The sequence below is a fragment of the Nostoc sp. FACHB-133 genome (genome assembly GCF_014698055.1).
Lineage (GTDB): Bacteria > Cyanobacteriota > Cyanobacteriia > Cyanobacteriales > Nostocaceae > Nostoc.
On the sequence record NZ_JACJSH010000004.1, the window covers coordinates 71,985 to 92,562 of the forward strand.

The following is a 20,578-nucleotide window of genomic DNA, read 5'->3' on the forward strand; positions in this document are numbered from 1 at the left end:
ATTGGGCATGGGGCATTGATAAAGGACAAATGGCTAATGAATGACCTACTTAATTTATTCTATGCGCTGTAAACTGCCAGAGTGCTTTAACTGATACAAGGTAGCGTTGCCAGTGCAGAATAAGACTGTAGTGATTTCGGCGATTAATACTTCAGCAAGTTCCGCAACTGCTGTTTCTGATATTGCAGCTGCTTGCAAAAAAGGCATTGCTAAACCAGCTATATCTGCTCCCAAGGCGATCGCGGCTGCAACATCCAGTCCATGACGCAAACCTCCCGAAGCAATTAAAGGCACATCTGGAGCGATCGCTCTAATAGTTGTAATGCACTCTGCCGTCGGTAAACCCCAATCGGCAAAAGTCTTCCCTAAACGACGTTGTAAGGGATTTTCTGCCCGTTCACTTTCGACCTTTGCCCAAGAAGTACCCCCTGCACCAGCGACATCAATTGCTGCTACCCCGGCGGCAATGAGTTTGTTGGCGATCGCTGCTGAAATGCCGTTACCAACTTCCTTTGCAATCACTGGCACTGGTAGCTTGCTGCACAAATCAGCTATCTTGTCAATTAAACCCCGAAAATTAGTATCACCTTTGGTTTGAATGCACTCTTGTAAAGGGTTAATGTGTAAAATCAGGGCATCAGCTTCTAAGATATCAACTACCCGCAGACATTCATCCAAGCCGTATTTATAGTTAAGTTGCACAGCCCCCAAATTCGCAAATAGCAGAACATCGGGCGCATACTTGCGGACAGCAAAACTATCAGCCACTTGGGGTTTTTCTACCGCTACTCGCTGGGAACCAACACCCATTGCAATTTTGTAATGCTGCGCGACTTGGGCCAAACGTTGATTAAGAATTGCGGCTTGTTCTGTTCCACCAGTCATGGAAGAAATTAACAAGGGTGCGCCAAGGTGTTTCCCCAGGAAAGCTGTACTGATATCAATATCGTCATGGTTCAGTTCGGGTAAGCAAGAATGGGTGAAACGATAACGTTCCAGTCCATTGGTGATTTGATGAGACTGAACATCTTCTTCTAAACAGATCCGAATGTGATCGGCTTTGCGATTCTGAGTTTGTGCAGAGATGTTGGTAGGGGCGTTCACTGGTGGATATGGCTAAAAGTATTTGCTTGCGATCGCTATTGTTACATTGTCTGTAACTGTATTTGTATAACAAAAATATTTATTTTCGCTATCTTTCGGGTACGTTACGCTATTGATAACAGAACCATTCCCCCATTTGGTGAGTTAATTAATATGGTTTTACAAACAGAAAAGCGCTACACCCCAGAAGAATATTTGGAATTAGAAGAAAAGGCTGAATATAAAAATGAATACAGAGACGGAGAAATTATACAGATGACAGGGGGAACAACTAACCACAACAAAATTGCACTTAATTTTTGTCGCAAGTTTCCCCTGACTGTGCAAGGACAAGATTATGAGATTTACATAGGCGATGTGAAATTATCAATACCTCGTCATCGCCTTTATACTTATCCTGATATTATAGTCATCAAAGGTAAGCCTATTTATGAGGGAACAGGTACAACAATTATTACGAATCCCTTATTAATTGTTGAAGTCTTATCAAATTCAACTAAAAATTATGACAAAACAGATAAGTTTAAATATTATCGTTCAATTCCTGGTTTTCAAGAATATATTATGATTGACCAGTATAGTTTTGCTGCGGAACAATTTGCAAAGCAAGCAGAAGGGCAATGGATTTTTAAAGAATATGAAGATGAAGATGCAGTTTTAGTCTTAGATTCTATCGAATTTAAAATTGCCCTGCATGAAATTTATGAACGGGTTGATTTTGAGTTGATCGAGGAATAAAACTCCCTCTTGCATTGGAAAGGGAGAAAATTCAAATGATTTGTTATGCCGCGTTCATTCATGCACTGAAACTACTTCGCGTGACGCTAGGAAACCAAGGACAATTGCCACCAAGATCAATGCTGGAATGTCGCCAAAGAAGTGCCCATGTTCCACAGGATCAATCGCTGCCTGTACCGCCATGATCAGTGCGTGGACAAAACTCGACCAGACGGTGAACCAGATTAAACTGAGATGCGCTTCTGGTTTTCGAGAAGCCCGTAGTAAAAATACACCGAGCGTCCCATAAATGCCGACGATCATCTGTTCGTATTCGTGTTGACCTGGTTGCCATGACCAGCCCGATGGCCAGATATTCATCAACGGATAGATCAGGAGAAAAGCAATTCCAACAACAACAAGGGCGATTGGCAAGTACCGATGCTGCTCATCCATTACTTCAACCTCACACTATTTTTCCAGGGTAGTTTCTACTAATGGAATACCTATTTTTAATAGTATTCTCACTAGTGACACTTTAACTTGGGAGTGTTAGGAATCTTGATGTTCCCTGTGGTTTAAAGCTAATTCAACACTGAATCGTCTGCAAAGCAATAGGCATCATTCACCGTGAATAATGCCTATTTGTTGCTCATTACAGTCTCAGTTCTGACAAGCTTACCGATTTAAAACGTCGTTCCGATGAGCAGTAGAGCCTACAATTTGCACTACCTCGTCAATTAAGGTTTGGGGAACTTCCATCTCAACCAGTGTCGCAACTAAATCTTCTGCGATCGCATTAAAATGGATATCGGTTAAGCCCATCTCAGCCACTAATTCTTTATGCGCTTCTCTCATAGTAGAACCATTCCAGTGCTGGGCACCACCGAAAGCATAAGTCATAAAGTCTTTTTGATGCTGCTTTTGTTGCTGCATATTTGTATGAGCAAAAAAGTGCTGAACCCGCTTATCCGCTAAAACCTTTTCATAAAACTTTTCTACAGCTATATCAACTGCTGCTGCGCCACCAAGCTTGTCATACAGTGTACTCATTGAAAATTAATTACTCCAAAATTGCATTGACTTTAAATTTGATACGAGGCAGATGGGAGAATCTGAAATTTCAAATTATTTAAAAGATTGGAGCATAAACAAATCAGCAATTTATCTGCTTTGATAACTCACTTCATTAGAACGAGGGCGATGCCTAACTATTAATTATAGGGAAAGGTTCCATATAATCTTTTTCTTAATGACAACAAATAGAGGATTACAGCCTCTTTCTGTCATATTCTGTCATATATATATATATACATAAAGTTTTAGCATAACACCTTATGCAACAGCGTCCAAAAAAGCTGCTCGAACAAGTACAAGATGTTATCCGTCTTAACCACCATTCTTAGGAAACAGAAAAAACTTATATTTACTGGATTAGACGCTATATTCTTTTTTATGATAATCACCATCTTCAAGGATGCAATGCCTGCGGCAGGCTACGCCTACGCAAAATATGGGCATCATTACAGGGTGAATGATGCCTACTTGTTGCTCATTAAGCCGTTTGTGTAGCAGCCGCTTTTGAGTCTGTGGTGGATTTTAACCGGGTGATAGTGGCTTTGCGAATGCGATCGCTTTTGCGTACTCCGCCTATCATCTCGTATTCCCGGCTGTCTTTGCCATACTTCAACACCACACCACTGACTAAGCGCTCAGAGGTTTCGCGGATAGTCTTTTCAAGGGTTTCTATTTGTTCCTTTGCTGAGTCAATGGCAGTTAGCATCATATTATACTGGTCAATCTGGTTGCGGAGTTGCCCGGTTAACTGGGTTAAATGGTTTAAGCTGATCGAATCACCAAAGTCGAGGCTGGAATTAATCGATTTAAATCCGATTACTCTCTGTTCAGTTTTTTCTAGCACGGTAGAGCTTCTTTTTTGGCGTGGCATCAATGCAGACTTTTTACTAAACTTTATCTCTCTAGAGTGTCTTAATGGGACAGTTTAGTGGTTCAGTAAAACTTGCAAAATAAGGTGTTTTTTGTAATAAGATTGGATTGCTGGTTCAGTAATTACACGACAATAGGCTTGTGTTCTGAACGAATGGGCTTGTGTTCTGAACGAATAAGCTCGTGTTCTGAACAAATAAGCTCGTGTTCTGAACGAATAAGCTTGTGTTTTGAACGAATAGGCTCGTGTTTTGAACGAATAGGCTCGTGTTCTGAACGAATAAGCTCGTGTTCTGAACGAATGGGCTTGTGTTCTGAACGAATAAGCTCGTGTTGTGGACGAACAAGAGAGACGCGATAAATCGCCGTCTCTACAAAGCGTTAATTTTGATCAAAAAACCCGATGCGAACCGAATTGCACGCAATCGAGAAACTTGTCACAAATAGACCATATTGTAGAGACGCGATTCATCGCGTCTTAAACCAAGGATGTATTGCAATCATTATTTCATGCAATTAAACCGGATTCCTGTAACAACCAATATAGCCACAGCCCCTCTTTGCAAGCAAAAAGAGGCTGATGATACTATTGATCCTCAGAACGGCGATGTTTGGGTAACAAGCTCTTCTTGGGTTTTTTATTTTGCAAACTGCTAGCTTGTTTCACAAGTGAGATCGACTCTTTAACGATCCATATTAAAACCTCGATTTGTGAGTCTCCTTGCTGAATGCGGTTCTCAGCATTTACGCCAATTAAAATTGTTTGTATTAATAACAACATCATAATGATTTGGCGATAAAGCTTTTGACGTGTGCTTTGGCTTTGCTTGCGCTGAGTTTTCATTTATTTACCTCACCTCAATTTCAAATCGAGGTTAAGGTTGGGATTAATTGACAAGTAAATTTCCCAAGCGTTGATTAAAAGGCGTTTAGAATCTACATAGGGTGCTTGGGAAAGATGTCTGGCTTGGGAAAGCACAGAAATTTTTGGAAAAATTTTTTTCTTTTCGATGACGGTACTCACATGGAGCGGAAGGGGCGGAATCTTAGCTACGATGCTGGTAGAAAACAAGCAGAAATATTGCTGCGTGCTTTACTGTCATTTGTGGAAAATTCGGAAGAATCAAAAGACTGCAAAGCCGATTGGCAAGCGGGTACTGAGTTGTGGGTAACGCATTCTACATTAGAAGGACTAGCAGAACTGACGAAGAAGTATAACGACAGCTTAGAGCCTGAAGCAATTAGGAATGCGCTCAACTGTCTGATAAGTTTGAAAATTATTGAGGATAAACGCGGACAAACCAACGCCAAAACTAGAACAAATTCAAAAGTTTGGCTTTTTACGCTCAAGTTTCCCAGCATTGATAAAGAAGAAAACCTGAATTGGTTGTTTAAGCAAAGTGGGAAATGGGATAAATGCCGAGAAGCTCAAAAAAACAAGTCTGGTAAAGTATCCAAAATTGCGGAAGAAAAATCTCAGGGTGTTGATTGGCAAGAAATCTGCGGCGCTATGCTGGAAAAGCACAAGCGTCTCACCACAAATGAATTACTGTTTGCTGATGATGAGATGAAATTTGAGCTAGAGGCAATTCATGTCCCTTTAGCATTGGTAGAACGTAACAAACCGAAGAAGTGCAGCGAGGATATTTCCGCAGAACAAGGTTCGCAACTTTACGAACCGAGTTATGAAGAGAAGCAGCGATTTGAACATCAGGCTTTTTTAGAGAAAATTATCCGTGATGGTGTTGGTAAAACTCAAGGACACCGCATCGCTTTAATTGGGGAACCGGGTGCGGGAAAAACTACTCAGTTGCAAACTATAGCTTTTTGGATATTAAAGAAGAATCTGGGTTTACCAATTTGGATTTCTTTGGCAGACTTGCAAGGAAAGAGTGTAGAAAATTATCTGTTGCAAGCTTGGCTGAAGAATGCTTTAGAAGTGGTGCGTGTAAAAGAAGAACAGGAAAACGCTTTAGCAGATTTATTCAATAATAATCATGTGTGGTTGTTGTTGGATGCAGCAGATGAAATGTCTTCACCCCAACCATTAACTGAGATTTCTCAGCAGTTGACGGGATGGGTGAAAAATGCGCGGGTTGTGCTGACTTGTCGGGTGAATGTTTGGGAAGCAAACGCCAACGCTTTAGAAAATTTTGAGACGTATCGGTTACTCAATTTTGAATATCCGAAACAAGTGCAAGAGTTTATTGGGCGTTGGTTTCACAACAAGGATGCAGACAAAGGGGAAAGATTACGGCAAGAATTAGATAAAGCTGAACGTCAGCGCATCCAAGATTTAGTTAAAAATCCTTTGCGGTTAGCGCTGTTGTGTAGCACTTGGCAAGGTTCCGATAAAGGTTTACCGGAAACTAAAGCCGGACTTTATCAGCAGTTTGTGGAAGAGTTTTACAAGTGGAAAGAAAAGCCCTCCCTTGACACCGAACAGCAGCAAGATGAATTAAACGCTGCCTTGGGACGTTTGGCAAAACGGGCAATCGACCAAGAAACGTCACGGTTTCGGCTACAACATAAGTTTGTGCGTGAGGAATTAGGTGATGCAAAACAGCAAAATTCTTTATTTTGGTTGGCGTTAAAGTTGGGATGGCTAAATGAAGTTGGACTGGCTGCGGAATCACCAAAAGAGAAAGTTTACGCTTTCTACCATCCCACATTTGAGGAATATTTTGCAGCCTTGGCGATTAAGGATTGGGACGAGTTTCTGAATCATATTCCCGACAACCCTGCGCTAGGCGTTTATCGCATTTTTGCCCCGCAGTGGAAAGAGGTTATTTTGCTGTGGTTAGGACGTGAGGATGTGAAGAGGAAGGAGAAGGAAGAGTTTATTCAGGCGTTGGTGGAATTTGATGATGGGTGCGGAGAATGCAGAGCTATTGATAGAGTCAGAAAGGGATTTTACGAGTTTCGCGCTTATTTTCTCGCTGCTGCGGGGGTTGATGAGTGGAAAAATTCTTGCTACGCAGATGCTATTGTGGCGGAAATCGTTAAATGGCGCTTTGGCGAGTTTAAGGTTGAGCAAAACGAGTGGGTATATTTTCTCTACTCAATCCTAAAGGGAGCAGAGACAGCACTGCCTCAGACAAATCGCATAAAAGCGATCGCTGCTTTGGTAGAGTTAATCGGCCAACAACAACTGGATGATCGTACCCAATGGCAAGCGGCAGAAAGCTTAGGGCAAATTGGCTCTGGCAACCAAAAAGCGATCGCTGCCTTGGTGGAGTTAATCGACAAACCACAACTAGATGATGATACCCAAAGGCAAGCGGCAGAAAACTTAGGGAAAATTGATCCTGGCAACCAAAAAGCGATTGATGCCTTGGTGAAGTTAATCGACAATCTACAACTGGATGATCATACCCGAAGGCAAGCGGCAGAAAGCTTAGGGAAAATTGACCCAGGCAACCAAAAAGCGATTAATGCTTTGGTGGAGTTAATCACCAATCCACAACTGAATGATGATACCCGATGGGAAGCAGCAGAAAGCTTAGGGCAAATTGGCTCTGGCAACCAAAAAGCGATTGATGCTTTGGTGAAGTTAATCGGCAATCCACAACTGGATGATCCTACCCAATGGCTAGCGGCAAAAAGCTTAGGGGAAATTGGTTTTGGCAACCAAAAAGCGATTGATGCTTTGGTGAAGTTAATTGCCAATCCACAACTGGATGATTCTACCCGATGGCTAGCGGCAAAAACCTTAGAGAAAATTGACCTAGGCAACCAAAAAGCGATTGATGCTTTGGTGGAGTTAATCGCCAATCCACAACTGGATGATTTTACCCGAAGGCAAGCGGCAGAAAGCTTAGGGGAAATTGGCTCTGGCAACCAAAAAGCGATTGATGCTTTGGTGGAGTTAATTGACAATCCACAACTAGATAATGATACCCGATGGCAAGCGGCATATACTTTAAGACAAATTGGTTCTGGCAAACAAAAAGCAATTGATGCCTTGGTAAAGTTAATCGGCAATCCACAATTGGATAATGAAACCCGAAGACAAGCGGCATATACCTTAAGGCAAATTGTCTCTGGCAAACAAAAAGTGATTGATGCCTTGGTGGAGTTAATCGGCAATCCACAATTAGATGATGATACCCGATGGCAAGCGGTATTTAACTTAGGAGAAATTGGCTCTGGCAACCAAAAAGCGATTGATGCTTTGGTGGAGTTAATCGCCAATCCACAACTGAATGATAATACCCTCAGGCAAGTAGCAGAAAGCTTAGGGGAAATTGGCTCTGGCAACCAAAAAGCGATTGATGCTTTGGTGGAGTTAATCGCCAATCCACAACTGAATGATGATACCCGATGGCAAGCGGCAGAAAGCTTAGGAAAAATTGATCCAGGCAACCAAAAAGCGATTGATGCTTTGGTGGAGTTAATTGGCAAACCACAACTGGATGATTTTACTCGATTGCTAGCGCCAGAAAGCTTAGAGAAAATTCTGTCAGAGGAACAGATGCCGAGTGTTGTCAGGATGTTGAAAGATTACTTATTACCTGAAACTTACGAAAATGACTTTGAGCGATTTGATAATTGCTACGAAGTTATCTGGAAGTGCGCCCAAAGTATGCCCTACCCAGCTTTTTATCAAGCTTGGCATCAACAAGAGAAACTGAAAGATGGAGAGTAGGAAAGAAAAATACTTCCTCTAGCCAAAACATAAGCGAAATGTAGAAGCAGCAATCCCTTGTAAAGACGCGATTCATCGCATCTCGTAAGCGTCTGGTAAATCTATCGCGTTTGATCTTTCCGCAATCCAGGGAATGCGTCGCCCCTAGTAAAACAGATATTGCGATCAGAATGGGAATGCGTAGGCGTAGCCCGCCGCAGGCATCGTTTTTGCGATTGCCCCTTGTAGAGACGCGATTCATCGCGTCTTCTTCCTTCCCGTCATTATACATAGCGCAAATAATTCCGAGTTTTTTGGATTGGCAATTACATCAATGCAAAGCAATAATTGCATAAATTTTTGTATCAATCAAAGATGTAATCATGAATCATTCCGATCCTCAACCAAAAAACAACAAACCTAAATACAAAGGTAAATATCGAATTGATTCAACACGTTTGCCAGCATGGAATTATGCCAGTAATGCCGGATATTTCGTTACTATTTGCACCGAAGGTAAAAAATGCTTTTTTGGTGAGGTTGTGCAAGGTGAAATGCAGCGATCGCTAATTGGAGAAATTGCTTATAAATTGTGGTACGAGATTCCTAATCATTTTTCTAATTGCCAGATGGATTCATTTTGCGTCATGCCTAATCATATTCATGGGATTTTGGTTATTAATCAAATACGAGAAGAAGACGTGATGAATCCACGAACACAGGAAGAAGACGCGATGAATCGCGTCTCTACAAGCCAACGGGGGGATGGGCAACGGGGTGGGGTTACTGGGTTATTTAATCCGATGTTGTCTAAAAATTCCCTTTCTAAAATTGTTAGGTGGTACAAAGGACGATGTTCATTTGAAATTAATCAAATATATAAAGGTTTTGGATGGCAAGAAAGGTTTCATGACAACATAATTCGTGATGAATTTGCCCTCGACCAAATTAGACAATATATTATCAATAACCCAATCAATTGGGAATGCGATGCCTACGGCGGGGCATAGCCCAACGCGAACAACCACCCCACCCCCCTTGTAGAGACGCGATTCATCGCGTTTTCTTGCTAATTCATCGCGTCTTCTTGTGTTTGATTCATCGCGCCTAATACTATTGACGTGTATAACGATGCTTCACCCCAACAGGAAAATATTCTGCATCCCCCATTGGCGCTAACGTAATCCGTGGTGTTTGATATTCTACCGGAACATAATTAGCAAACTCGCCATTTAGACGTAGCAGTTGTGAAAGAATAGAAGATGCGATCGCAAGTCTTCGCTCTTCACTACCCTCTATCCCTGGTGCTAACTCCACAACCACAGATAAAAATCGATTTTTATCTGCATCTTCCTTCACCTGCAACACAAATTTACCCGTTACCCATTCTTGAATTCCTGGTTGCTCTAATCCCACCGTCACATTTTCGGGATAGATATTTGCACCAAAGTAAGAAACTGTAAAATTAGAACGGCCGAAAACATAAACAAAAGGTAGCTGATGAATACCTCTAGGTGATTGTTGAGTGTCAGAACGCAGATTTTCGAGCGGATTAAATCCCCATTCTGCTAAAAATTGCAGCATGGCATCATAACTAATTATTCCGCCAGTATCTAAAATGTCATAACGCACTAAGGGAATACCGTTATCTCCCGAAAATAACAATCCGCCATCGTGAACTTCAAAAAAGCGAGTGAAAGGATCGTATTGTACTAGCGTGGGTAAACGCGATTCTCCAAATAAAGCTCTAGCTGCATCGGGATTCTCTGCCAAAAAACGGCGAATGCAGATACTTAACGGGGTTTCATTACCCAAAACTCCCGCATCCGCAGTGCCGTAAAGTGATGCAAAATCATAGCAAGGATTTTGTGAACCAACTCTTTCGCCAACTAAACTCCGCCATTCTTCACTAAATACTTCTCCCGCCATGACTAATTTAATCTGATATTGCTGCCACTCCACACCACGAGCAATACCAGTATCAATCACATCTTTTAAGAATGGTGGGTATCCCAACAGCACCACTTGTTCAAATTCTGAACCTAGTTCTTGGACAACTCGCAAGATTTCATCTTTGTTGTTACCAGGAGTAATTACGGTGATGAGATAACCTTTGCTAGCAAGATAACGACAGCAATTGGTAGTAAACATCCCACCTACCCAAGTGCCCAAAGTGAAACAAATCACTGCTAGGGTACGTCTAGTATCTGAATGAAAACTATCGTGAAAAATCTGTTCAAAACGTGTGGCGATTTGGAGTTCATCTGTGAAAAAACGAGGCCAAAATGTCGGTTTACCACTAGAACCTGATGAAGCTGCGATCATATCGCACGCTTCTAGTTGTCCGTTGCGGCACAAATCAGCTAAAGGATAACTCAGTATATAATTTTGTTTAGCGATCGCTGGGAGTTTTTGAAACTCCTCCAAGGTTTGAATAGTCGCGGGATTAATTTCCCTTTCTGCTAAAAAAGCTTTGTAGGCAGGTACATTAGCCGCCACATCATGAAATAAAGTTAAAGCTGTCGAAGTTTGAGTGGTGAGATGCCGTTGCAGTATCGTTTCTAGGGGAGTAGACAAAAAATCTTCAAATGCTTTAATTACTCGCTGCTGTCGTGGTTTGCAGTTCATAACGCTTGTTGTTTATCCTGAAAATAGAACCAACACTATTATTTGCTGTGAGTATTCTAGCCGTTATCTGATACCGCAAAACTCCAGTGATTCTCACCAACATAGATTTACTATAGGAACACCCATCTCCTAATGTTTGGTAGGATATCCGAAAATGAGGGTATGCCCGTTGTAGTCATCCAATAAAACATTAATTTATCCTTCAGCACCATGCAACTCTATTGCAGTAGACAACACACAAATAATGGTAGTAACCGCTTTTGTACCCATTGTGGTGAACCATTACCTCTTGCTGTGGGACAGGTTGTGGATAATCGCTATCAAATTATCCGTCATTTAGGGCAGGGCGGCTTTGGACGCACCTATTTGGCCGAGGATATAAGTCAATCCCATCGAACCTGTGTGCTGAAGGAATTTGCACCCCAAGTACAAGAACATCAAGATTTACAAAAAGCTAAAGAGTTATTTGAACGAGAAGCCAATGTTCTGAAAAAACTCCAGCATCCACAGATTCCGCGTTTTCACGCCTCGCTACAAGTGAAAATAGGCACTAAAGATTTTTTCTTTCTAGTACAAGATTATATAGATGGTGACAATTACTACCAATTATTAGAACAACGCGAGAGCCAAGGCAAGACTTTTAGTGAAGAGGAAGTAATCACCCTACTGCAACAGATTTTACCTGTATTAGCCTACATCCACTCACAAGATGTTGTTCACCGTGATATTTCTCCTGATAATTTAATTTGGCGGCGTTCTGATAATCTACCCGTGCTGATTGATTTTGGTGGTGTCAAGCAATTGCCAGCTTCTCAAGGTTTTTGGCAGACAAAGTTGGTGGGAAATAATACTTTGCTGGGTAAAAAAGGCTACGCTCCAGAAGAACAGCTACGGCAAGGGAAAGCATTTTTTAGTAGTGACTTATACTCTTTGGCGGTTACGTCACTGGTGTTGCTTACAGGGCAAGAACCGCAAAAATTATACGACAGCTACCAGGGAATTTGGGGTTGGGGAAAACAAATCCGAGTTAGTCCCAAACTGGAAGCGGTGTTAAAAAAGATGGTGGCTTATAAACCGAGCGATCGCTATCAACGAGCCGAGCAAATCCTCAAAGATTTACCATCATCAAGTGCAACGAAATCAACTGGCAATTCGATTACCACCAAGATTAAGACGATGGTAGTTGCTCCGGGAAGACAACGCGCCAGTGCGATTGTGAGTAGATTCCAGAATAGAACGCAAGCAATCGCCAAACCGATATCCTTCCCTCTTTGGATTCGTCCTTTTGTGATGAGTTTAGGGGGAACAGCTTTAGTTGTCTTAACCGGTGCAGGTGCTTGGGGAGTAGTAAATGCGGTCATTCGCAGCGTATCTTCAATTACCATCCCATCAATTTCATTACCGCAAATTCCCCAGTTCCCAAGTGGTAAACCAGGTAGTGACAAAGGAAAAAACCCTAATCTCCAAGAAATTATCAGTCGTCGCCAACAGCTAGAAATTACTGAAGGATTTTTTATTCCCTTCGTAGACGATTTATTTTATACAAAAAAACCAGAATTAAAGGGACGTAGCCTGACATCTAAACCTGAAGACGCTGGTTTACGAGATGAATGGTCTGGTATCGCTGACGATTTATTGAATAAAATAGAACAGGCGAAGCTCAGTACAGAATCTCGTCGGAAATTAGGTAAATATAGTCAAAAAGATTACGATACATGGAGACGACAAGCGCGATCCGGCCAATGGGGGAACTATACACTTGAGCAACTGAACAAAGACACAAATGAAAAATTTGATCGGTTGTTTCCTGGTCAGGAGCGTGGGAAACTGAATCAAAAGACCTTCGGTCAAATTTGGTATGCGATCGCAGCCGATCAAGTCAGTAAAGTACAATCTGGCAAGTAAGGAGACTGGCGACTAGGGAAGAATAACAAATAACAAATGACAAATGACCAATGACAAATGACCAAAATATATTGTTATAAAGGACATGAAAATTCCCCAAGTAGTCGCTTTTGTCTCCAGTGTGGTGAAAAATTGTCGGGTGTGCCCATGAGTTATAGTATCCAACCAGGACTAACTTTAGGCGATCGCTATGTAATTGTGCGTCAAATTGGCCAAGGTGGCTTTGGACGGACTTATTTAGCCGAAGATGTCAACCGTTTCCGCGAACTTTGTGTTTTAAAAGAATTTTCCCCCCAAGTTCAAACCGCTTACGTTGTTCAAAAAGCAGAAGAACTGTTTGAGAGAGAAGCGAGTGTTCTCTATAAACTGCAACATCCCCAAATTCCCCGCTTCCGAGAACTGCTGCGGCTAAACTTAGGCGGCAAAGAATATCTGTTTTTGGTGCAAGATTATGTAGAAGGGGAAACTTACAATTCTTTGTTAAATGCGCGGTTACAACAAGGTTTGCGCTTTACAGAAGCAGAAATACGCCAATTATTGCAGCAAATTTTGCCAGTGTTGGAATACATCCACTCACTGGGAGTCATTCATCGAGATATTTCTCCAGATAACTTAATGCTTCGTACTGTTGACAAACTGCCAGTTTTAATTGATTTTGGCGGTGTCAAACAAGTAGTAGCAACCGTAGCTTCCGAATATTACCAACCCGGTATGGTTGCATCTTCCCCATCACCAACCCTATTAGGTAAGGTTGGATTTGCACCCCCAGAACAGATGCAAACTGGGTTAGTATCTCCCCACAGCGACTTATATGCTTTGGCTGCAACAATGTTGGTTTTACTGACAGGGAAACAGCCACAAGAATTAATCGATACCTATAATCTTACCTGGCAGTGGCGACGGGAAGTAAACGTGAGTCCGATTTTGGCACAGGTATTAGATAAAATGCTATCTGCCAGACCAAGCGATCGCTATCAATCAGTTCGTCAAGTAATCGAAGCCCTCAACCCGCCCCCAGCAAACTATCCCCCAACTCAATATCCCACCCCACCACAACCCACATCCGCCACCGTCGCCGTCTCCCCCCCTCCCCCATCCTTCTCATCTCCCCCCTCTCCCTCTTGGTGGACACCAACAAAAACTTTCCTAGTGGCGGCGGTGGTAGGTGGTAGTGTTGGATTAATTTGGTGGGGAGTGAATAGCAGCCGCAACGATATCGGGGAAGTTCAACCTACTCCCACAGCTAGCCCGACTCCAACCAGTAACCAACCAACCGATCCTTTAGCGCAATATTCACCAGCAGAACGGGAGCGTAAAGAAAAATTAAACGATCGCCGTCAACAGTTGGGGATTAACTCTAACTTCTACGTGAACTTGGTGAATCAAGTTTTTTGGGACAGAAACCCCAGTTTACGCGGACGTACTCTCAGCGATGGGACCGAAGATGAGGGTTTGCGGGCAGAATGGGATAAAACAGCGTCAGAATTGCTGGAAAAACTAGCACCCCTGAGTTCCAACACCCGCCGACAACTGGGAACTTATACAACTGCTGAACGCGATCGCTGGAAAGTGGAAGTCAACAAAATCAACGTTGGTAGTCGTTCTTTGTATGATTTGGGAGACGCTGCATTTTTAAGCGTATTTCCTGAACAACGTGGTAAAAATTTCAAAGATCAGCCCATTGGACAAGTTTGGTACGGTTTTGTTAGCGATAAACTCAGTGCGATCCTATCCGGTAGCGCTTTCCAGAAACTTGTCTTTGATCCAGGTGCTACTGGCAAAACTGTCAGTGGTAATCTTCAATCTGGTGGTGGCAAAGTATTCATTGCTGGACTTGCTAAAAATCAATCTCTGGAATTGAAACTAGAAGCAAATTCCCAAGTTTTATTATCAGTCTATTCACCCTCTGGCAAAATCCAATTCTTAGAAGATTCTACCAAGCGTAGTTTATCAACTAAATTACCAGAAAACGGATTTTACGAGTTTGTCGTGGTTTCCACAGCATCGAAACCAGTAGACTATGAACTCACCATTACAGCAGAAAATCCCACTCCTCCCCCATCGCCAACACCTACGCCAACGTCTACACCCACGGAAACATCCACACCTGAATCTATACCTACACCTACTCCCACAGAAACCCCAACACCTGAATCTACACCTACGCCTAGTGCTGAGGTGACTCCCCAGAAGAATTAAAAATATCGGAGAAACCCAATTAGATAAGTTGATTCGCTAAAACCTTGCAATCCCACTCCCAATAGGGTTCGGTTAAGGTTTTTTGATGAAAATTTTAGATCGCAAAGACGCGATAAATCGCCGTCTCTACAAAGGACTGATTATTGTAGAGACGGCGATTCATCGCGTCTCTTGTCTTAACCGAACCGTATTGATCCCACTCTTTAAAGGGGTGGGAGTATCAAAATCCCACAGAAAACAATTTACCAACTTGCGCCAAATCGACATTTCCACCACTGATGATCACACCAATCCTCGACTCTGGTGCTGTCACCACACCTTCGAGTAAGGCTGCGGCTGCAAGTACTCCGGTGGGTTCAACGACAATTTTCAGACGTTCCCATAAGAAAAACATGGTGCGAAGAATCGCTTCTTCAGATACCGTCACCATATCATCGACGTAATGCAGTAATAAGGGGAAAGTAATTTTACCAAGGCTAGGAGTCCGCGCACCATCGGCGATGGTATCAGGATTCTTGACAGTTTGCAGGGTTTTGGTGTGAAAGGAGCGGGTAGCATCATCGGCGAGTGCTGGTTCTACTCCAATTACTTTACAATTGGGTAAAAGTGATTTAGCTGCGATCGCACATCCTGAAAGTAATCCGCCACCGCCACAACAAACTAATAGCAAATCCAATTCACCAACCTCTTGGATCAGTTCTAAAGCAGTTGTTCCTTGTCCAGCGACTACATGGAGATGATCGTAAGGGGGAATGAGTGTCAAAGAGCGCTCACCTGCTAGATTTTGGGCTAATTCTTCTCGGTTTGTTTCTTGCCGATTGTATAAAATTATCTCTGCACCATAGCCACGAGTCGCAGTGTGTTTGACAGTGGGTGCATCATCAGGCATGACAATAGTGGTAGGAATATTGAGGAGTTTACCAGCTAAAGCGATCGCTTGGGCATGGTTTCCTGATGAATAGGTGAGAACGCCTGTTTGTTTTTGTGCTACCGATAGTTGCGCTAAGGCATTGTACGCCCCTCTAAATTTAAATGCCCCGGTGCGTTGAAAGTTCTCGCATTTAAAGAATACTTGGCTATTGGTGCGATCGTTAACCATTCTAGAAGTTAGCACTGGCGTGCGATGGGCAATTCCCAAAATTCGCTCTTGTGCTGCTTGCACATCAGTTATAGTAACGGAATTAGGTTGTGACATTAATGACAGAATTAAATATTTTTGCTCTTGTTTATATAGATACAGATTTTTATATTTGCGTCTATTATGCTTGATTGAAGCATACTCGTTTCAGGTAGATAGCATCATTTATTGTCTGCATAAAAATAGCTACAGCAAACATTATATATTGCTGTAGCTAAATTTATAAAACTTAAATTAATTAACTCACATTCGCCATTTTTATAGCATGAATAAAACATCTGAAAGTCGGCAAAAAAAAACTGCTCTAATTACAGGAGCTGCTAGTGGGATAGGCTATCAATTAACCCAGATTTTTGCTCGTCATGGTTATAATCTGGTGTTAGTGGATAAGAATGAAGAAAAACTTACAGAAATCATAAATGAATTTCCGCAAAAATTTGGGATTTTTGTGAAAATTTTGGCTAAGGATTTATCTATCCCAACATCTCCAGAAGAAATTTTTAGAGAACTCCAGCAAGAATCGATCAAAATCGATGTGCTGGTTAACAATGCTGGCTTTGGTACTTATGGAGCATTTAGCGAAACAGACCTCAGTATTGAACTGCAAATGCTCCAGGTAAATATGGTGACTTTGACTCATTTAACAAAGTTATTTCTCAAGGATATGGTCGAGCAAGACTATGGAAAAATATTAAATGTCGCCTCAGCAGCAGCTTTTCAACCGGGACCTCTAATGGCAGTTTATTTTGCTACTAAAGCTTATGTCTTATCATTTTCAGAAGCGATCGCTAATGAATTAGAGGGTACTGGTGTAAGCGTGACTGTTCTTTGTCCCGGGCCAACAGCATCAGAATTTCAACAAACTGCGGCAATGGAAGATTCCAAAATTGCTAACGTTAACAGAATGATGGATACAGAAACCGTTGCTAAGATTGGTTATCGGGGTTTAATGAAAAATAAAACTGTTGTTGTTCCTGGGATGAGAAATAAAATATTGACCGAAAGCGTCAGATTTACACCCAGAAATCTAGTTACAAAGGTTGTGAGAAGTATGCACGAACTCCAAAAAAATAGGTAGCTCGATATTTTATCCTTTTTCAACTAAATTGCCAGAGTTACTTTCTTCACACAACAATTGGACAAGGGCATCTACCAAAAACCAGATGTATTAGCCATCCAACAACTAATAATTTAAGTCTAGCTATTATTTATTACTATCCTAGGGATGCTCAATTCCCTGACTCTAGTAAGATGTTTATTCATTGTCTCAACCGTTATTATATTGATGAAATATAAATAAAAGTTGATGAACTGAGGTAAGTAATGACAATTGAATTGAAAGTTCCAGATATTAAATGTGATGAGTGCGCCAAGAAAATAACTAAATCTATTTTGACGATGGAATCTGATGCCAAAGTAGATGTGAACGTTGATACTAAAACCGTAACTGTAGATGCTGCGGCTTCTGAAGAGTCTATTAAACAGATAGTTCAATCTGCTGGTTATACGATAGAAGGCTATTAATGACTTAATCTAAATCTCCTCAGAAATTTTGATGAAGTAATTTAGTCGGCACAATTGCTTTTTTATATATTCGCCCGGAAACCGGGCGGAATATTAATAAACAGTATTTTTATCTTCTGCACGCTTGAAATACTTAGTTTTTAACTTAATTGATAAGCTGCAACAGTCCAGACCAAAGGATTTTGAAAGTATTGCTGTATATTTTGTTTGTTCTGACAAAATTGTTGAAATTTCCAGTAGTTCTTTTCAAGAACGGATTAACATTGGGTCATAAATTTGACATTCATGAACTCCATAATTGCCCAAAATCAAGCTAGCCTGCTCAAGCTCTTTGTCTGTACCACTAATGATAAGTATGTAATTGCCTTGAGAAATTTGCTCGTTGTAAAAACGTGCCCATTCATCTGCTATTCCTAGCCTCATAGCGTCAAAGCGCTCACTTAAATTAATACCAGTTAAACCAATAAATTGAGAAAAGTCTTTACAAATTAAAGACATCTGGTTTGCTGAAAAACCTGCTATATACATATCGTTAATTACAGCTTTAGCATTATCTATGTTATCAAAGCAACTAACAGCATACTTACTTAAAATCCCACTTTTATTAGGAATGGTAGTAGCAGAATTTGCAGGTAATTGCTCACTACTTAGAGGCTTGTAAATACCAAACTCTTCAATACCCCAACGGTGTAGAATTGCTTCTACTTTAGCAATTTCAAAAGATGTACAATCCACGATTATGAAATAGTGCCCATGCTCTACTCGCTCGTTATATGCTTTAGCTTGTTCTTCTGATATTCCCCAACCAACTAGCGCACCAGCAAAAGTGCCAGTAGCAGCACCAATACTTGCACCAACAAGGGTTGTAACCAAAGCAGTTGCAGCTGCACCAGCCAGCATTATTGGCCCAACTCCAGGGATTGCTAAAGTCCCAAGACCTACTAATAAACCGGTCAACCCACCAACAGCGCCCCCTGAAAGCCCTCCTACTGTTGCACCTTCGTCGGCTTTATCACCAGTGCGCTCTTTAATTTGATCATCGGTAATCTGATGATTGCGGTCTGCATTCTGGACAATTACCGATACTTTTTCCATCGCCAAGCCAGAATCTCTCAACTCATGTAGTGCCTGTTCTGCATCTCGACGATGAGTAAATACGCCTACAACACGTTGATATTGACTTAAAATCATTATTACTCCTTGGTAGCAGGGGAAATTAATTTCCCATAAATTTAGTTTTTCATTACCTGTAATTTTAAATACAATTTGATTTAACTCGGAACTATCCTAAGTAATAAAAATCATTATGGTTAAGGCAAGAGACGCGATGAATCGCCGTCTCTACAATCATCAGTCTTTCGTGCTGATGAAAACCCGACCAACGGATTCTTTTGTTTAAAAAAATCTATTGATCGGGTTTAGCCATTTACAAAAAATCAGATGAAATTGCACTTTGTCTACTTTGATAGTTCTGGCATGAAGCGAATGCGTTTGTCATTAATGCTATCAAATGCAGGTGTAGACCAGCGATCGACTACTTTGCCAATAATTGACATTTCTTGAACTAAGCGGTCAAATTTATCAGGGGTGAGAGATTGCGGCCCATCAGATAAAGCTTTTGCGGGATTGGGGTGAACTTCAATCATCAAGGCATCTGTACCAGCTGCGATCGCAGCCATTGCCATCGATGGCACATATTCTGATCTACCAGTACCATGACTAGGATCAATCATAATTGGTAGATGGGTCAGCGATCGCAACACCGGAAGCACCGATAAATCTAAAGTATTGCGGGCATATTTACCATCAAAGGTTCTGATTCCCCGCTCACAAAGAATTACATTTGGGTTTCCAGATGCCAAAATATATTCTGCTGCCATTAGCCACTCGTCAATTGTGGCAGACATCCCCCGCTTCAGCAGCACAGGTTTATCTTGAGCGCCTACCTTTTTCAGCAGCGAGAAGTTGTGCATATTTCGCGCCCCGATTTGGATTATGTCAGCTGTTTTCGCCACTGCTGATAAATCCGCAGCATCCATCAATTCTGTGACGATACCCAAACCAGTAGCTTCCCGCGCTGCTGCTAATAAATCTAAAGCGCTTTCACCATAACCTTGAAAGGCATAAGGTGAAGTGCGAGGTTTGTAGGCTCCGCCACGGAGAAATTGCGCTCCTGCTGCCTTGACGCGCTTTGCGGTTTCGACAATCATCGCTTCATTTTCAACGGAACAAGGCCCAGCTACTACTACGATCGGATGATGTTCGCCAAAATAGACATCACCGTTGGGTGTAGGTACGACAACCTCGCTGGCTTCTCCATGTCGGAATTCTCGGCTTACCCGTTTGAAAGGTTGTTGCACTCGTAATACTTGTTCAATCCAAGGGCTGAATTCCTGAACCTGTAATTTATCGATGCTAGTGGTATCACCAATTAGCCCTAGTACAACTTTATGAGTTCCAACGCTTTTTTCTACGGTGACTTTCCAAGTTTCACTCAGTTCTCCACTGATGCGGGTAATTTCCTCAGCAGGTGTACCGTTTTTAAGTATGATAATCATCTGTTTTCCTTGTGTAAGTTATTGGGTGTAATATATTGACCCCTCTCCGTTTCGGCTACGGTGTACATACAAGTCTGAAATAGCTGATTAACCAGGGTTTTACCCCACCCTAACCCTCCCCTTATAAAGGGGAGGGAACTAGATTTCTTTTTTCCCCTATCTTTAAGAGGGTGAATACTCACCGTATAACTCCTTGGAAAGGGGAGGGAACTAGATTTCTTTTTTCCCCCC

Annotated in this window: 16 protein-coding genes; 7 read left to right on the forward strand and 9 right to left on the reverse strand. The window is 41.8% G+C overall.

Features of this window, described 5'->3' with window-relative positions; genetic code table 11:
* Nucleotides 1–54 precede the first annotated feature (54 nt).
* Nucleotides 55–1,104, reverse strand: coding sequence for a type 2 isopentenyl-diphosphate Delta-isomerase (gene fni, locus H6G86_RS04945; RefSeq protein WP_190933389.1), 1,050 nt, complete (start codon nt 1,102–1,104; stop codon nt 55–57).
* A gap of 153 nt (nt 1,105–1,257) precedes the next feature.
* On the opposite strand from fni, the gene H6G86_RS04950 reads away from it, so the two are divergent.
* Nucleotides 1,258–1,842 carry a Uma2 family endonuclease gene (locus H6G86_RS04950; protein WP_190933390.1) on the forward strand — a complete coding sequence of 195 codons (585 nt, stop codon included), beginning with the start codon at nt 1,258–1,260 and terminating at the stop codon, nt 1,840–1,842.
* A gap of 54 nt (nt 1,843–1,896) precedes the next feature.
* Here H6G86_RS04950 and H6G86_RS04955 read toward each other — a convergent pair whose 3' ends face one another.
* The 4 genes from H6G86_RS04955 to H6G86_RS04970 form a co-directional block, all read right to left on the reverse strand.
* The gene (locus H6G86_RS04955; protein WP_179075293.1) at nt 1,897–2,277 is read right to left on the reverse strand and encodes a DUF6632 domain-containing protein; all 381 of its coding nucleotides are present in this window, start codon (nt 2,275–2,277) and stop codon (nt 1,897–1,899) included.
* A 222-nt stretch (nt 2,278–2,499) separates the two neighbouring features.
* Nucleotides 2,500–2,874, reverse strand: a complete 375-nt coding sequence (locus tag H6G86_RS04960) for a group I truncated hemoglobin (protein WP_190933391.1) — start codon at nt 2,872–2,874, stop codon at nt 2,500–2,502.
* 502 nt (nt 2,875–3,376) lie between these two features.
* Nucleotides 3,377–3,769: a hypothetical protein gene (locus H6G86_RS04965; RefSeq protein WP_190933392.1), complete on the reverse strand. Its 393-nt coding sequence runs from the start codon at nt 3,767–3,769 to the stop codon at nt 3,377–3,379.
* 585 nt (nt 3,770–4,354) lie between these two features.
* Nucleotides 4,355–4,612, reverse strand: a complete 258-nt coding sequence (locus H6G86_RS04970) for a hypothetical protein (protein ID WP_190933393.1) — start codon at nt 4,610–4,612, stop codon at nt 4,355–4,357.
* A 180-nt stretch (nt 4,613–4,792) separates the two neighbouring features.
* On the opposite strand from H6G86_RS04970, the gene H6G86_RS04975 reads away from it, so the two are divergent.
* A complete protein-coding gene (locus H6G86_RS04975; RefSeq protein WP_242064696.1) occupies nt 4,793–8,416 on the forward strand; it encodes a HEAT repeat domain-containing protein in 3,624 nt (1,207 codons plus the stop codon).
* Nucleotides 8,417–8,778: 362 nt separating this feature from the next.
* Nucleotides 8,779–9,405 (forward strand): transposase, encoded by a 627-nt coding sequence (locus H6G86_RS04980; RefSeq protein ID WP_190933395.1) that lies wholly within the window; start codon nt 8,779–8,781, stop codon nt 9,403–9,405.
* Between the two features lie 103 nt (nt 9,406–9,508).
* Here H6G86_RS04980 and H6G86_RS04985 read toward each other — a convergent pair whose 3' ends face one another.
* Nucleotides 9,509–11,023: a phenylacetate--CoA ligase family protein gene (locus H6G86_RS04985; protein WP_190933396.1), complete on the reverse strand. Its 1,515-nt coding sequence runs from the start codon at nt 11,021–11,023 to the stop codon at nt 9,509–9,511.
* 210 nt (nt 11,024–11,233) lie between these two features.
* Here H6G86_RS04985 and H6G86_RS04990 point away from each other — a divergent pair, with 210 nt between their 5' ends.
* The gene (locus H6G86_RS04990; RefSeq protein ID WP_190933397.1) at nt 11,234–12,928 is read left to right on the forward strand and encodes a serine/threonine-protein kinase; all 1,695 of its coding nucleotides are present in this window, start codon (nt 11,234–11,236) and stop codon (nt 12,926–12,928) included.
* A gap of 57 nt (nt 12,929–12,985) precedes the next feature.
* A complete protein-coding gene (locus H6G86_RS04995; protein WP_190933398.1) occupies nt 12,986–15,127 on the forward strand; it encodes a serine/threonine-protein kinase in 2,142 nt (713 codons plus the stop codon).
* Between the two features lie 220 nt (nt 15,128–15,347).
* On the opposite strand, the gene H6G86_RS05000 is transcribed toward H6G86_RS04995, so the two are convergent.
* Nucleotides 15,348–16,322 (reverse strand): threo-3-hydroxy-L-aspartate ammonia-lyase, encoded by a 975-nt coding sequence (locus H6G86_RS05000; RefSeq protein ID WP_190933399.1) that lies wholly within the window; start codon nt 16,320–16,322, stop codon nt 15,348–15,350.
* 208 nt (nt 16,323–16,530) lie between these two features.
* Here H6G86_RS05000 and H6G86_RS05005 point away from each other — a divergent pair, with 208 nt between their 5' ends.
* Nucleotides 16,531–17,343, forward strand: a complete 813-nt coding sequence (locus H6G86_RS05005; protein ID WP_190933400.1) for an SDR family NAD(P)-dependent oxidoreductase — start codon at nt 16,531–16,533, stop codon at nt 17,341–17,343.
* A gap of 245 nt (nt 17,344–17,588) precedes the next feature.
* Entirely contained in the window at nt 17,589–17,789 is a 201-nt protein-coding gene (locus H6G86_RS05010; protein ID WP_174709981.1) for a heavy-metal-associated domain-containing protein, read from the forward strand.
* A gap of 246 nt (nt 17,790–18,035) precedes the next feature.
* Here the strand turns inward: H6G86_RS05010 and H6G86_RS05015 are convergent, their stop codons facing one another.
* Both H6G86_RS05015 and aroF read right to left on the reverse strand, forming a co-directional pair.
* The gene (locus H6G86_RS05015; RefSeq protein WP_190933401.1) at nt 18,036–18,980 is read right to left on the reverse strand and encodes a general stress protein; all 945 of its coding nucleotides are present in this window, start codon (nt 18,978–18,980) and stop codon (nt 18,036–18,038) included.
* A gap of 266 nt (nt 18,981–19,246) precedes the next feature.
* Nucleotides 19,247–20,347, reverse strand: coding sequence for a 3-deoxy-7-phosphoheptulonate synthase (gene aroF, locus H6G86_RS05020; protein WP_190933402.1), 1,101 nt, complete (start codon nt 20,345–20,347; stop codon nt 19,247–19,249).
* Nucleotides 20,348–20,578 lie beyond the last annotated feature (231 nt).

Coding starts and splice junctions, on each gene's coding strand:
- H6G86_RS04950 (WP_190933390.1), top strand. CDS start 1,258: ATGGTTTTACAAACAGAAAAGCGCTACACCCCAGAAGAATATTTGGAA.
- H6G86_RS04955 (WP_179075293.1), bottom strand. CDS start 2,277: ATGGATGAGCAGCATCGGTACTTGCCAATCGCCCTTGTTGTTGTTGGA.
- H6G86_RS04960 (WP_190933391.1), bottom strand. CDS start 2,874: ATGAGTACACTGTATGACAAGCTTGGTGGCGCAGCAGCAGTTGATATA.
- H6G86_RS04965 (WP_190933392.1), bottom strand. CDS start 3,769: ATGCCACGCCAAAAAAGAAGCTCTACCGTGCTAGAAAAAACTGAACAG.
- H6G86_RS04970 (WP_190933393.1), bottom strand. CDS start 4,612: ATGAAAACTCAGCGCAAGCAAAGCCAAAGCACACGTCAAAAGCTTTAT.
- H6G86_RS04975 (WP_242064696.1), top strand. CDS start 4,793: ATGGAGCGGAAGGGGCGGAATCTTAGCTACGATGCTGGTAGAAAACAA.
- H6G86_RS04980 (WP_190933395.1), top strand. CDS start 8,779: ATGAATCATTCCGATCCTCAACCAAAAAACAACAAACCTAAATACAAA.
- H6G86_RS04985 (WP_190933396.1), bottom strand. CDS start 11,023: ATGAACTGCAAACCACGACAGCAGCGAGTAATTAAAGCATTTGAAGAT.
- H6G86_RS04990 (WP_190933397.1), top strand. CDS start 11,234: ATGCAACTCTATTGCAGTAGACAACACACAAATAATGGTAGTAACCGC.
- H6G86_RS04995 (WP_190933398.1), top strand. CDS start 12,986: ATGACCAAAATATATTGTTATAAAGGACATGAAAATTCCCCAAGTAGT.
- H6G86_RS05000 (WP_190933399.1), bottom strand. CDS start 16,322: ATGTCACAACCTAATTCCGTTACTATAACTGATGTGCAAGCAGCACAA.
- H6G86_RS05005 (WP_190933400.1), top strand. CDS start 16,531: ATGAATAAAACATCTGAAAGTCGGCAAAAAAAAACTGCTCTAATTACA.
- H6G86_RS05010 (WP_174709981.1), top strand. CDS start 17,589: ATGACAATTGAATTGAAAGTTCCAGATATTAAATGTGATGAGTGCGCC.
- H6G86_RS05015 (WP_190933401.1), bottom strand. CDS start 18,980: ATGATTTTAAGTCAATATCAACGTGTTGTAGGCGTATTTACTCATCGT.
- aroF (WP_190933402.1), bottom strand. CDS start 20,347: ATGATTATCATACTTAAAAACGGTACACCTGCTGAGGAAATTACCCGC.